This is a genomic window from Mesobacillus jeotgali, assembly GCF_002874535.1.
In the GTDB taxonomy this organism is placed as follows: domain Bacteria; phylum Bacillota; class Bacilli; order Bacillales; family Cytobacillaceae; genus Mesobacillus; species Mesobacillus jeotgali.
This window is the reverse complement of the sequence record NZ_CP025025.1, coordinates 918,372-932,063: the sequence shown is the minus strand read 5'-3', so window position 1 is coordinate 932,063 and position 13,692 is coordinate 918,372. Positions and strand designations below refer to the sequence as shown.

At 42.5% G+C, this 13,692-nt stretch carries 9 protein-coding genes and 1 pseudogene; 1 reads left to right on the top strand and 9 read right to left on the bottom strand.

Annotated elements, in window-relative coordinates:
- Nucleotides 1-58 precede the first annotated feature (58 nt).
- From CD004_RS24645 to CD004_RS04515, 7 genes and pseudogenes are all read right to left on the bottom strand, one after another.
- Nucleotides 59-277: pseudogene (locus tag CD004_RS24645) on the bottom strand (glutaredoxin family protein); the annotation flags it as partial.
- A gap of 358 nt (nucleotides 278-635) precedes the next feature.
- Complete coding sequence (locus tag CD004_RS04540; protein WP_102261674.1) at nucleotides 636-3,086, bottom strand: ATP-binding protein; 2,451 nt, start codon at nucleotides 3,084-3,086, stop codon at nucleotides 636-638.
- Complete coding sequence (locus CD004_RS04535) at nucleotides 3,064-3,444, bottom strand: response regulator transcription factor (RefSeq protein ID WP_102261673.1); 381 nt, start codon at nucleotides 3,442-3,444, stop codon at nucleotides 3,064-3,066. The genes CD004_RS04540 and CD004_RS04535 overlap by 23 nt, the downstream gene beginning before the upstream one ends.
- On the bottom strand, nucleotides 3,441-6,686 hold the full coding sequence (locus CD004_RS04530) for a hypothetical protein (RefSeq protein ID WP_102261672.1): 3,246 nt from the start codon (nucleotides 6,684-6,686) through the stop codon (nucleotides 3,441-3,443). The genes CD004_RS04535 and CD004_RS04530 overlap by 4 nt, the downstream gene beginning before the upstream one ends.
- Complete coding sequence (locus tag CD004_RS04525) at nucleotides 6,683-8,086, bottom strand: glycosyltransferase family 2 protein (protein ID WP_102261671.1); 1,404 nt, start codon at nucleotides 8,084-8,086, stop codon at nucleotides 6,683-6,685. The genes CD004_RS04530 and CD004_RS04525 overlap by 4 nt, the downstream gene beginning before the upstream one ends.
- On the bottom strand, nucleotides 8,083-9,129 hold the full coding sequence (locus CD004_RS04520; protein ID WP_102261670.1) for a HEAT repeat domain-containing protein: 1,047 nt from the start codon (nucleotides 9,127-9,129) through the stop codon (nucleotides 8,083-8,085). The genes CD004_RS04525 and CD004_RS04520 overlap by 4 nt, the downstream gene beginning before the upstream one ends.
- Entirely contained in the window at nucleotides 9,130-10,746 is a 1,617-nt protein-coding gene (locus CD004_RS04515) for a GGDEF domain-containing response regulator (RefSeq protein ID WP_233434946.1), read from the bottom strand.
- A 281-nt stretch (nucleotides 10,747-11,027) separates the two neighbouring features.
- Here CD004_RS04515 and CD004_RS04510 point away from each other — a divergent pair, with 281 nt between their 5' ends.
- Nucleotides 11,028-12,302 (top strand): sensor histidine kinase, encoded by a 1,275-nt coding sequence (locus CD004_RS04510; protein ID WP_158651484.1) that lies wholly within the window; start codon nucleotides 11,028-11,030, stop codon nucleotides 12,300-12,302.
- A gap of 14 nt (nucleotides 12,303-12,316) precedes the next feature.
- On the opposite strand, the gene CD004_RS04505 is transcribed toward CD004_RS04510, so the two are convergent.
- Together CD004_RS04505 and ytvI are read right to left on the bottom strand one after the other, a co-directional pair.
- Nucleotides 12,317-12,496 (bottom strand): H-type small acid-soluble spore protein, encoded by a 180-nt coding sequence (locus tag CD004_RS04505; protein WP_102261668.1) that lies wholly within the window; start codon nucleotides 12,494-12,496, stop codon nucleotides 12,317-12,319.
- 79 nt (nucleotides 12,497-12,575) lie between these two features.
- Complete coding sequence (gene ytvI, locus CD004_RS04500; RefSeq protein ID WP_102261667.1) at nucleotides 12,576-13,607, bottom strand: sporulation integral membrane protein YtvI; 1,032 nt, start codon at nucleotides 13,605-13,607, stop codon at nucleotides 12,576-12,578.
- Nucleotides 13,608-13,692: the final 85 nt, after the last annotated feature.

Here is a 13,692-nt window from a genome sequence, read left to right as displayed (position 1 = left end):
ATTATTCAAGAACAAAAAAGCCCTCACATTCGAAGGCTTTTGTTATTCAGTATTTAGGTTATAAGCTTTCAGCAAGCTTTTCAATTTCACTTCTGTTATTTTCAAATCCGATCAACACTTTTTTATCTTTTATGAACAAAAACTTCTTATTTGTAAAAATAAACGCCGGAACAATCACAGTACCTGTTAATTCTTTAAGCTTTTTCTCCTTTTCAGGCTCACCCTGAACATTGATTTCTTCATACGGGACATTTTTCTGCGAAAGAAACTCCTTCGCTTCCTGGCAGTCTGTTCACATCGGCCGGGTGAAAAGGGTTAATGAGCTTTTGGACATGTTGGTTCCTCCTTCGCTAAGTTTTAGTACAAATAGTATATCGCCTGTACTCAGCGTCCATCCACTATTTCGCCTGCAATCTTAAAGTTCTTGGACATCCAGGGTTACGGTTCTTATCCTGTCTGCATGAACAAAAAGCGCAAGCGCCTCGTTCGGCCCCGACAAGCGACTGGAGGGGCTAGGCGCTGGAGCTGGATTAAGAAAACCCGTAAAGTTATCGACATTGAAATCATTTCATAATTTCCTAGTAAACAACAGAAAAGACGGCATTTCTGCCGCCTTTATCCTTGCCCCCTTAAGTTCAGCCGAAATCAGTCTGGCTGTCAGAAACAGGCAGAGAGATGGTGAAAGTACTTCCCTTTCCAAATTGTGACTTAACGCTTATTTCTCCTCCGTGATCATGGATGATTTCTTTGACGATCGCAAGTCCCAGACCTGTCCCGCCAATGGACCTGCGATCGGAATTATCCACTCTATAAAACTTTTCGAACAATTTATCGATTGCCTCAGGAGGGATTCCCAGACCTTCATCCTGGATTTCCATTCTTACCATCCCGTCTTTTTCAAAAACAATAACACTGACCTTTCCGCCTTCTGGTGAATATTTGATGGCGTTGTGCACCAGGTTTGTAAGTGCCTGCTCCAATTTACCCGCATCCCCAATGACGACATCACTACCTCCTAGGAACTTCAGCGTTAATTCATGCCGATCTGATTGCACTTTCTGGAGCTCGATGACCTTATTGATGACAGGCAGCATTTCAACCTGTATTTTTTCATAACCCTGCTTCCCTGATTCCATCCGCTGGATATCCAGAAAATCATTGATCAATGCAGTCAGTCTTCCTGCTTCATTGTGAATAGTCGATAAATATTTTTTCTGGCGTTCAGGTTTTAACTCTCTTGTGAGAATCAACTCTGTAAATCCGAGAATGCTTGCCAGCGGTGTCCGGAGTTCATGACTGACGGTGCTGACAAATTCTGATTTGATCCTGTCCACTTCGAATTCTTTTGTTATATTGCGGTGTACAAAAATTGTGCCTAACTTCGTATTTCCATCGAAAAGCCCTTCACAGTATACCTTGAACACCTTTCCAGCTTTATTTCTGTAGGTAAATTGCCGCTCGTTTGCAGGATATTTTTCCTGACTGGCCACCTCTGACTTCAGGAAGTCTATAAAGTCTCCAGCTTCTTCAATTGTCCCCTCTAATAGGGCGGTCCATTCGTCCCACGAGCAACCGTCCATATCATGAAGCTTTTCCGGGCATCCGAACAGCTCACAGAACTTTTTGTTGACCAGGAGAATTTCACCATCTCCACTGACTAACTGGACACCCTCCTGGATTGTATCAAGGATATCCTGGTTCAATCGTCTTGCTTCTTCTGATTTCTGGTATAGGTTGATTTTGTCCATCGCTATCCCGACGTTTTTGGCCAACGCTTCATACTCTTCCATAAGCCGGCCATCAAATGGTGAATCATAGCGGGTGAATGCCATGATGGCAATCAGCTTCTTTCCTGATAAGAAGATTGGGATATACAGATCATATGAAAATAGATATTCAGAATGGTACCCCTTCTCATCTTCTGCACATTGCCTTTTCATCGCAAAAGGCTTTCGCTCCACCTGCAGACGGTCAATCACACCACTGAACAACAGATTTCCCCTGAATTGTTTGACGCCGCCAGGAGAAATCCCATATGAGGCATACGAGGGCTCATCGATAAAGGCAATGATTCCTTTTTCAGCACCGATGATCGGGCACATATTTAAGACCGCGCTTTCCAGGACTTCTTGCTTATCAAGTGAATTAGCCAATTTATTTATCAGCTCATTCCTGCTGCTAAGCTTCTGCTCATTGTTTTTTACAAACTCAAGAGCCTCCTGGAGCTCGAGTTGCTGAGCATGAAGCTCATCCTGCTGTGCCACTAGCTCTTCGTTTTGCGCAAGCAGATTTTGTTCGTTTTCCTGGATTCCCTCGATCATGCGATTGAAGGCGACCGATAGAACCCCAAGTTCATCATTACGGTCTTTGTCGACCTCAATGACCGCATCCCTGCCATAAGCAATCTCATTGGCAGCTGCAGCAAATCCCGCAAGCGGCTTGGCAATCTCACTGAACATCAGCCTCGTGATTCGCAGCAGGACAATCAAGAAAACGAGCACAAAAACAACAAAAGCGATTTGGACATATGACTGGATCTTCTTAAGTTCAATAAAGTTCGCATCTATTTGATCATTGATCGCGTCATTATATTCGTCGATGTCTGCCATTATGGCCTCGATTTTCTTTGTAGCTCCTCCATTCGCAGTCGCTCTGACGGCCTCAATATTTCCATTTTCATATTCTTCAAGAGTGACAGGCAGGGTTTCTATAAAATAATATTTCCTAAAATCTTCTACCTGTTCCAGGAATGCCTGGTCTTTATAGCTTTCTTCCATTGCGCTAAGCTGATTCATATAGTCCATGATTACTGGATCTTGCTCCAGCGCCTTTTTCTTCAAACTCTCGGTATTATAGGCAAAGTATCCTCGCACATCCATGAAGGCCTTAATAAAAGCTTCTTCCATCCTCTGTACAAGACGTTCTTTGTCCTCAAGCTGACTGTTTTTTGAAGTATATTCTTCATTCAGCTCGTAAAAGGAATACAGCAGGATTCCAGCCAGCAACAAGAATGCGCCAATGAATACCCCCATCAGGAAAATATACCGGCGAACTATGCTATTTTTATTGAATTGTATTTTTTTCATTTAGTATGTCTCTCACTTTTCCCAATAGTTCAAGCGGGCTGAATGGCTTGGCCATAAAATAATCGGCCCCCGCCGCAATCGCTTTTTCCTGTTCTGAAAGCTGGCTTTTCGCCGATAGCATCATGATCGGTACATCCTTATTGATGCCTTCCTGCCTTATTTTTACTATGACTTCCAAACCTGAATATGCTGGCATCATATAATCAAGCACAATCAAATCATATTTTTCAACCATTAATAAATCCAATGCTTCCTGGCCGTCTCCAGCCTCAATCACCTGATAATCTTCCTCTTCAAGTGTATCGATGATCAGCATTCTCAATATTTCCTCGTCCTCAGCCAGCAATATTCGTTTCATCGATCGTTCTCCTCGTCCCCTGCATTTTTAAAAGTTTCCTTCATTATCTTATAGGATTCTTTCAGACGTTCATGATATTGCGGATCTTCCCAACCCTTCCATTCGTAGAAGAACATGCTGTCTGCGTTTTCTGAAAGGACAGAGCCAGTCTCTCCTTGTGAGATCCACGCAGCAGAGAAACGTATTCCTTTGATGGATTCACTTCCTGTAAGGCCAGTTTTATGAAGGTCCGAGATTATTTCTTTAGTACTTGGATCCTTAATATTCAACAGCTGCCATGGTATCCGAATTTCCACGGTCTTTTTATCATTGCTTATACTTATATCGGTCAGTGAATCAAAACTTTCATCATCCGGATTTCCAGTCCCGAATTTCAGTTTACCTGTTTCATATGACTGGAATGGGACTTTCCTGCCATCTTCAGGAAGGATCATCTCCTTGTTGAGCGCAAGTCGAATCGGATGGAATATGCCATTGTTTTTTTCATCAGCATAGTTTACCTCAGGGATCATTTTCAGGTTTTTCCCGTACTGATAGTAAAACAGGTCATAATAGCTATCAACGAGGATTCTTGACTCGTCTGGCCCTTTAAGTTCTATCATAAAATCAATACCAGAATCAGGATCAACTTCCTGACCATCATGCAATTTGACTCGTTGCTGACCCTGGCCGGGAATTGTATCCAGGAAAAGGTAGCCAGCTTGTTCGTCCCAGTTGATGGCGTTTTCCAGGTCAAGCCGGAAATAAACGGATGATTCATCAGAGGATGCAAACACCCTCTTGATTGCACCGTTCTTCGAGTCACCAAGAGGCTTTATCCCATTCTTGTCCCAGTCTCCTTTTCTTCCATCGACAAGCATGGATGAACTTTTTTTGCCAGGCTCGAAACTCAAAAGACCAAATTTTTGCTCATTCGTTTGGCGATTTGCCCAAAAAGGACGGCGGTTTGGGTTATCATAATCCATCGTGTTCCATGTCCGTTTGAACCATTCATCCTGCCATGCGAACACCAGCCCTCCGGCAGCACCCTCGTCAACCATCGAATTGAACATGAAGCTGTTCATCTCTCCCTGCTGCTGCTCATTCAGGAAGCCCTGATTCATTCCTGAGTCATTTCTGTGAGTCTGTCCTCTTGACGATGGGACACCAAATTCCGCAATCAGGACTGGCATATCATGGGCACGGATTAAATCATGCAAATAACCGGCATAATGATTCTTTCTGCCTTGCTGATCCTTGTATTGCTGATAAGTTCTATCGAAATTCAAGAAGTCCGGATAGTAAGGATAAACATGATATGAAGCAAACATTCCGGCTTTGAACTCCTCGTTTTTTTGTATATGGTTTGGATTCACAGACACCATGTCTTCCGTTTCAAGCGGTTCACTCGGATGCTCCAGTAAATCGGTCGTAACCCAATTCGTGAAGCTGATGCTGTGCTGCCACTGATATTGCTCGGTTTCGTAGCCGGCAGTGTAGTCCATCATGGATGCAAGCCAGATTTCAAAAGGCTCTGCATTTTCCGTCCTGAAGTAAGTGCCAGCGAACTGTTTTGACCCCTTATTGCGGATGTTTGTACTCTGGACGGCTCCAGGATCCCACTCTATACCGATGATCAATCCCAGGACATATCGGGATATATCAAATTCATATTTACCGGATGCGTGGCCCGGACTTGGAGGTATATTTGCATTGCCATGAACAATATCAATCATTTGCTTCAGCTCGCGCTTGAAATCATTCACTACCTCATCTGAAAAAGCATTCTGAGTTTCGACAATCATTTCTTCATTCACCCATGCACCATGGAATAAATATAATGGCTTTTCCGATAGCTGATTATATTCGTAAAATGCCTGATAGAATTCAGGAGGATGCAAAGTGTAAACCCGGATCGCGTTGGCATTCATGCTGCCAATCTGCTTGAACCAGCGGAAGTATTCCTCCTTCGTGATGGCCGCTTCACCCGGGAAGGCTCCTGGCTTTCCCATACCGATGTTGACGCCTTTTATCAGGATGTCCTCCCATTTACCATTCTTTTGGATTTGAATGGAATCAGCGGAGTTGATGCCGTTATAATGGATTTCCCCAACTTTGGCAATTTCAGGAGCAACCGGCACGCCCGAAGATTCATGTAAGCCATTCGAGAGAATCTCTTTCATCATCGGTACATACGCTGACCAGTAAAAAGAACGCTTCCCTTCGACCGCTTTTTTCCAGGATGTTATTCCTTGAGTTTGGTAGATATCCGGAACTTCTGCCTCATCTGCATAATCACCAGCAAAATAATAGGTTGAAAATTGGCTATTTTGGTGATGGATCACAGCAGGAAACTGTTCAGGAATCCCATATTCCGCCAATTCGGCCTTGGCCTTATCCTTGATTGGCAGCTGATAGCTTGCCATCACCTCATCCTCATCCAGTGCCTCAACGATATCAAACCAGTATGTGTAGCTCGTATCCAGGTCAGATGCAAAATGCTCCTTTCCTTTTTCAGTAACCCTGAAATCCAGCCCGCTGCCTGTGAGCTTTGTTTCGTCCAGGACAGTTACATAATCCTTTTCATTGACAAATACGAATCCTGAACCGGTAAAATTCCATTCCTTCGATTGGGATTCATACTGGTCAATGATCCAGTCCGGCACTTCTTTCCCGTCAAGTTTGGTAAAATACCGGCCTGTCCAGCCACTCCAGCGGACATTGAGCAGATTGGTCATTCGTTTCCTTACCGATTCTTCAGTGGGGCTTCCAAAGGTGTTGAATTCGGAGATCAAAGTCTTATTCCCCTCAAGCAGCTCTCTTTCCAACACTTTGACATCCTCTAGCTGCAATCCGCCATAAAGCTGATTCGACCTCTTTCCGGTCTCATTTTCACCGCGGAACTCTTCTTCATATACTCCATATAGGTCCGCAAGATAGATGACCTTATATTGGTCCAGTTGTTCAGGGAGTTTTTCTCCTGAAAAAGTATCCTGATTCACATGCCTGAATCCGATATAGTCCGTGGCGGCGGAATAATTTTCGCCATCAGATTTTAAATACTTCTCATTATTCAAAACCCATGTAAGTCCTTTGTGTTCCCTGTAATCCTTGTCGGGAACAGTTTTGTCGACAATCAAAATATCAAGTGTTTGTTCCGGCTTCAATTGCCAGAGCCAAAAAGGGCTTGAAAGGGCTGATACGACCAAAAAAACGAAGAGCAGGACAACTAGCTGAGAGTGCCTCTCGAATAGTGATTTCATCTTGATACACCTTTTCTTTTCATTTCTCCCCAGCCTCTCTCGCCCCGGATCATTTGCCAGATTCCCTGGCAGCGCCAGAACACTGTCAACGGCCGATACCAGATCGTTTCTGTCAATGAATATAGGAATAGCTTAAGCAAATCGGTTATTCTGGGATATTTTCTGAGGCTCCATTCTTCCAGCAGAATCGCGAATGCTGAAAAGATGGATCCATATAAACAAGACAATAGGAATATTAATATCGCAAACTCAAGATAAATTCCTCCTGCAAACAAGGAAATGACGATATAAATATAACCTGAAAGTTCGACGATGGGCCCGAGGAATTCTACTATCCAGAAATAAGGGAAAGAAACGAATCCAATCAGTCCATATTTCGGGTTGAATGTCAGCTTCCTGTGAATCCACAGGCTTTCAAACAGCCCTCTATGCCATCTTCGTCTTTGCCGCTTCAAATATTTCGTGCTTTCCGGGACCTCTGTCCAGCAGACTGGGTCCGGCACATACACAATACGTTTCTTTTGCCGTGTTTCTTTTAGCAGCCGATGGATCCTGACAACAAGCTCCATGTCTTCCCCGACCGTATCCGACCGGTATCCTCCAGCCTGCACCACCCAGTGCTTGGAGAAGACACCAAAGGCACCCGAGATGATCAGCAGCAAATTATGTCTGCTCAGGCCAATCCTTCCCATCAAAAAGGCCCGCAAATATTCGATTACCTGCATGATGACCAGGGGATTTTTGGCTAACCCGATTTTCAGTACCTCGCCATTCCTTATTTCACAGCCATTAGCAATCCTGATGCTGCCCCCAGAGGCAATGACTTCTTCATTTGACTCGATGATTGGCTTCATTACTTTTAAAAAAGCATCTCTTTCAAGGACTGAATCTCCATCCAGGGAACAAACATATGGATAATGCGAAAAATTCAGCCCGGCGTTTAGTGCATCAGCTTTTCCCCCGTTATCCTTGTCAACCAGGAACAGGTTAGGGAGTATTTGAGACTGATAGACCTTTTTTATAGGTTTCGAGTTTACCTGCCTGCGGATCACTTTCTTGATTTCCTTCATATCATACTGCTCAATCAACACATCCATTGTTTTGTCCGATGATCCATCGTTCACGACGATAATCTCAAACACTGGGTAGTTGATACTTAGCAGCGAGCGGATGCTGTGGACAATCCCAGCTTCCTCGTTAAAGGCCGGGACAATGATCGAAATTGGCTTGGTATAGATTTCCTCCGCATAATCACCAAAAGACTTCTCCCGATTCAACCTGTATTCTTTTCTTAACTGAATGACGGATATAAGCATAACGATTGAATAGAAGCTGATGACGACCAGCATATAGATTAAGATGAACCATGAAAAATAAACACCGATGTCCTGCAGATTCATGACTGATAGACTCCTTTGTTAATCCATTCCCATGCCATGTCTTTCGCAAAGGAATCGCTGCTTGTTTCAATGACCTCCTGAAGGATCTTTTTGCCTCCAGGAAAAAGGGTAATCGACTGACCTGCCTGTGAGCGGACCCACCATGATGGATCTTGAAGAAGCATGACCAGGCCGGGAATGGCTTGATCGCATTTCATTTCCCCAGCCAATCTGGCAGCAAGCATTCGTTCTTCCCAATTCGGCGAACTCAATAAAGGAAGGAAATTTTCAACACTGCTTGTGTGGCCGATTGCCGCAAGGGCTTTTAAGGCCCGAACCCGCTCCTCGCCATTGCTATTGGCGAATTTTGATTCTACAAAGTTCAAGTATGCCAGATCTTTTTTCAAACCAACTAGATCAATGATTGCTAATTTTAACTGAAGCTGACAGGAATGATATCCAAGCATGAATTGCTCCAAGTTTTTTTCATCAAGCCTGGATAGGATATTTCTGTATTCCAGGTACGATAGGTCTTTGTATTCTTCTGTAACGAACTCAAATATCCCCTTATGCTGGATTTGTGCCAGAAAGGATAAGCCTTTTATTATTTCAATTTTAGATATTCTGCTTCGCTTCAGCAAAAGCTGAATATCTTCCTTCAAACTTTCCATCTGGAAGGCTTCAATGTGAAAAAGGGCATTCATTCTGGTGCTCCACCTGTAATTGGATAAAGCCTTTCGATAATATCCGCTAAGTCTGCTTTCTGCCAGCAAGTTCAGGTTCTTCTTTTCTTCGGCTCCTTCGAGGACGTCCGAATACTTGCTTATCAGCTCTTCCATTGCCAGCTTTTTCGCTTTCGTATCTGCCTGTATAGACCGGAGGAAATCCCCGGTAAGGATGGAATGAAGGACCTTATCATTCATCTGGATTTTATGTTGCTCCACTATTTTTCGAATGCGATTTTCCATGGCCTTCCTGATAATCAGATAGATAAGCAAAATTATAAGAATGCCCATCAGCCACTCAAAGACCGTCAATAAAAACTTGATATCATCTGTTATCATTTAAAACATCCTTTTGATCAGCCTTTGAATTCTTGCCTGAAGCTCAGTAATGCTGAATGGCTTTGTCACATAATCATCTGCGCCAAGCTTCAATGCTCGCGCAATATCATATTCTGACTTTCTGCCGGTGAGCATCAGGACATGGATCGTGCTTGATCGAGGGATGCTCTTAACTTTATCCAGGACTTCGATTCCATCCATGACAGGCATGACACCATCCAGAATGAGAAAATGCTTTCCCTTCTCGGTAAGACGCCCCGATTCAAAGAATTTCTCCCCATTTTCGAAAGATTGAACATTCAATTCCACTTTTTCTGTATCGATATTCTGAAGGACCCTGACCAGAAGAGTACGGATAATCGCATCATCATCAATGACAGATACATTGAGGATGTTGTTTGCAGAATGTTCCGCTACATTGGCCCCCTGGACTCTTGACCTTCCTTTTGCCTTTGCTTCGTAAAGTGCGTGGTCGGCCATTTTCAGGATATCCTGGCTTCCCTCCACGGGGTTGCTTACCATATAGACCCCTGCTGAAAAACTTACCTTAAAGCTCCTGCCCTGTTCGTTGAATTCAATTGCCTTAAATTGCTCCAATATCCGATTGATTACGTCGATTGTTTCTTCACTATTTGTCCTTGGAAGCAGGATGACAAATTCTTCTCCTCCATAACGGAAGACTATATCGCTGCCCCTCAGGTTCCTTTTCAAAAAGTCAGCAAAAGCTACAAGTACTTTATCACCGGTAAGATGACCATATGAGTCATTAATATCCTTAAAATAATCAAGATCAAGGAGGGCGAGTGAGAATACACTGTTTGTCCGTTCCATTTCTTTCAAGTAACGATCAAGCAAATCATATAAAAGCCTTCTATTATAAACCTTCGTCAGTTCATCAATCAGGACGGATTCATCAAAAGTTTGTTTTCTCTGCAATTGCCTTTTGATTCTGACGACGAATTCTTCCATATCGACCGGCTTGCCAATGAAATCATCAGCTCCCATTTCATATGCCCTGATTCTTGTTTGACGATTATTTTCAGTGCTGAGTATCACTTTGGGAACAAATTGCTTATGGTTGTGCTGTTGAATGGTCTCTAATAGCTGAAAGCCGTTTTCTTTAGTAAAATCTGTGTCAATGACCAGACAATCCGGCTGAAGATCATAGTAAAGAGAAACTGCTTTCTCCGGATCAGTACTCGTCATCACCATCCAGCCTTTTTCTTCCATGGCTTCCTTCATTAGAATCAGCATCGAGACATCGTCACCAATCATTTGTACCAGAGGGAGATCACTTTCAGATGGTTCCACTTTTTTCAAGTCTGTTTCTTTGAAATGTTCGTACTGATAACTCAGACTGATTAGTTCGAACAGGAATTCCCTCAGTTCGCACTTCTTCCATTGTTCCTTACCTTTCAATTCAAGCTGATCAAAAAGTCTTGATGCCAGATGAAATAATCCGCCTAACTGGATTGTACCTGCTGTACCTTTCAAAGAGTGCAAAAAACTATAAACATCTTCGTTTTTGATTACTTCTGAATTGTTCAAGTCAAACCATCGAGACATTTGTACCTTTATTTTTTCGAACAGGAGTTTCTGGTATTTTTCAATCGCCAACTTTTACACCTCAATACTAAATTGCGAAGCAACGTATAATTTATATTAATTATAATCTAGCACATAGATGATTATAAATCATTATCCTGTATGGTATTAAAACTTTCTTAACTTCCATCCTCTTTTCCCCATGTAAAAACAATAGTCGAAAAATGCAAAAAATAGAAACGACAGGCATATTTTGTGTTAAAGTAAAAGTAATATATTTGAATAATTTGTCTCTAAAGCGAAACTATTCTTTAATGGAGCAGGGTGCTCCTTGTCGACTGGGGATTAAGACTATGAACCAATTAACTGTTCTTGTATTGAATCTAATCTTCATCCTGTTTTCTACATTCGTGTTCCAATACATTATCGTAAACAAATTTGCGAATTTATATAGCAAATACGCCAAAATCTTCATTATTATTCTGGGCGGAATTCAAATTCTGTTCTGTATGTCTTTTACGGTGATTGGCAGTTCTGATTTCATCTTCGACCTCCGATTGATCCCCGTTGTCGTCGGGGGCTTGTACGGCGGTCCTGTTGTCAGCATCATGCTTTTCATCACTGTTGTAGCAGCAAGAATTCCTTTTGGTGGCAATGGGGTATGGATTAACTTTTTCAACATGCTCACCATCACTGTTTTAATTGTTTATCTATCCAGTAAGTTCAGGGCATTCCCTCTATCCAGGAAACTATATACTGTCGTGGCGGTCGCTTTATCTTATACCGTCCTCATTTTCCTGATGAAGGCGGCGGTTTTTGACGACTTGTCTAATTTACAATTCATGCTCTTATACGGCCTGGCCCTTTCTGCCGGAATTTTCATTGTGACTTATTATATTGAAATCATGAGGCAGAACCAGCTTTTACATAATGCTGTCATCAAGTCCGATAAGATTGAGGTTGTTTCTCAGTTGGCGGCGAGTGTCAGTCATGAGGTTCGTAACCCGCTTACGGTCACACGCGGGTTCCTGCAAATGCTTAAGGATCCTACGATTGAGGAAAAAAAGAGGCTCTATTATTTGAATACTGCAATTGACGAGCTCGATCGTGCAGAAACGATCATTAAAGATTACCTTAATTTCGCCAAACCTCAATCGGAACTGGATTCATCCATCTGTGTAAAAGAAGAAATCGAGAAAGCACTTGAGCTCATCCTTCCTTATGCGAATCATTTTTCGGTAAATATAAAAAGGGATTTGATGGCGGGAATGAATGTCGCCGGTGAAGCCGCCAAATTCCATCAATGTATACTCAATATCATCAAAAACGGCATTGAGGCTATGCCAAACGGCGGTGACCTGGTGATCAGCTGTCGCGAGATGGCCAATAACCATGTATCCATCACGATCAAAGATACAGGATGCGGAATGTCTCCACAGCAATTAGCGAAAATCGGGGAACCTTACTTTTCAACCAAGGCAGAAAAAGGCACTGGGCTGGGCATGATGGTCGTTAATAAGATTATCCATGAAATGGGCGGTTCGTTAAGCGTTAAAAGCAAACTTAACGAAGGCACCCAATTCAAGATCACATTACCGCTTTATAACATGGAAAAACGGGAGACGTAGATTCTCCCGTTTTTCTATTCCTCTATTAAATTCAAGACTGGTACATCTCTTTCAACATCCGGTTCTGACTTTGAATAAATTCTTGCCATTTTGGTCTTTTCGTCAACATGCTGGATGATGATCGGCGTCCCATCATAAGTTACATTAATCATATCTGCTGACTCAACAATTTCTTTTGCGCGGCCTATATTCATTCCTGCGTTCCTCCTTCTTGGTAACAAACATAATTTATGCTTAATCATGTTCTGCTATCCAAAAAAAACGAGCTAAAATTCAAATCTTGAAATTCAGCCGAATTACATTTGCTTTTCTTAAAGTGTCGTAGATAATCACGAAAATCGGACCGATAAAAATCCCGGAAAGCCCGAGCAGTTTGAGTCCAATATACATGCTGATCAAGGAGGCAAGCGGAGAAATGCCAAGGTTTGATGAATATATCTTTGGCTCGATCACCCTGCGGACAACAGTGATGACCAGAAACAAAATGATTAATCCAATTCCCAGAAAATGATTATCCTGCAAAATCGCAATAACAGCCCAGGGAACAAGGACCGATCCGGTTCCGAGAATCGGCAGGATATCGACAATGACAATCAACAATGACAGCAGTCCCGTATATTTAACCCCTAGTATGCTCAATCCTCCCATCGCCATAATGAAGGTGACCATACTCAGGATAACCTGCGCCTTTAAAAAACCTATCCCTGCCTTATTCAACTGGCTTCCAACCAGGAAGACCTTCTGCCGAGTTTGCTCCTTCAAATGGGATTCCAGCTTCCTTTTAAGATTAGGCAGCTCAAGACTGAACAAAAATAACGCAATAAGATAAACAAGAAACTCAATCATGAACCCTGGTATTGCCGTGAGCAGATTGATTATGCCAGCAATGAATTGCTGCAGGAACGAATCAAGCGTGTTTATATTTTTTTCAATCGTCGCTTCAATCTGGTCAATGACTTCTCCCGGGAAGTTTTTTGAGTAAAATTCCCACTTGCCCATCAAAGGAAGAATCGCTGTTCTATAAATGTCCCTTACGAATGTAGGAGTTCGCTCGGATAAAGATACCGCTTGATGGGCGATAATTGAAACCAGGTTATATCCAATAACACCTAACAGGAGCACATAGCTGATAAATACTCCGATCACAGCCTGAAGACGCTTGAATGAAAATTTTTTCATAATCCATTGAACCATTCCTTCGAGCATGACTGCTGTTAACACAGCAAAAATGAGCGGAAGGCTATATGGAACAAGGAAAAAAATAATTGCAGCAATCACCGCAATCCATACCCATTTTTTCCACATATAATTGATACTCCCCTAATGGAAATTAAAACTGTCAGACCTTTAAAAATACTATAAACTATCTTTGGTCTATCCGCTATTTTTT

Bases quoted from the DNA above. Each gene is read 5' to 3' on its own strand.
- CD004_RS04540 (WP_102261674.1), bottom strand. From the start codon at position 3,086: ATGAAAAAAATACAATTCAATAAAAATAGCATAGTTCGCCGGTATATT.
- CD004_RS04535 (WP_102261673.1), bottom strand. From the start codon at position 3,444: ATGAAACGAATATTGCTGGCTGAGGACGAGGAAATATTGAGAATGCTG.
- CD004_RS04530 (WP_102261672.1), bottom strand. From the start codon at position 6,686: ATGAAATCACTATTCGAGAGGCACTCTCAGCTAGTTGTCCTGCTCTTC.
- CD004_RS04525 (WP_102261671.1), bottom strand. From the start codon at position 8,086: ATGAATCTGCAGGACATCGGTGTTTATTTTTCATGGTTCATCTTAATC.
- CD004_RS04520 (WP_102261670.1), bottom strand. From the start codon at position 9,129: ATGATAACAGATGATATCAAGTTTTTATTGACGGTCTTTGAGTGGCTG.
- CD004_RS04510 (WP_158651484.1), top strand. From the start codon at position 11,028: ATGAACCAATTAACTGTTCTTGTATTGAATCTAATCTTCATCCTGTTT.
- CD004_RS04505 (WP_102261668.1), bottom strand. From the start codon at position 12,496: ATGAATATAGGCCGCGCAAAAGAAATTGTTGAGTCAGCAGATATGATT.
- ytvI (WP_102261667.1), bottom strand. From the start codon at position 13,607: ATGTGGAAAAAATGGGTATGGATTGCGGTGATTGCTGCAATTATTTTT.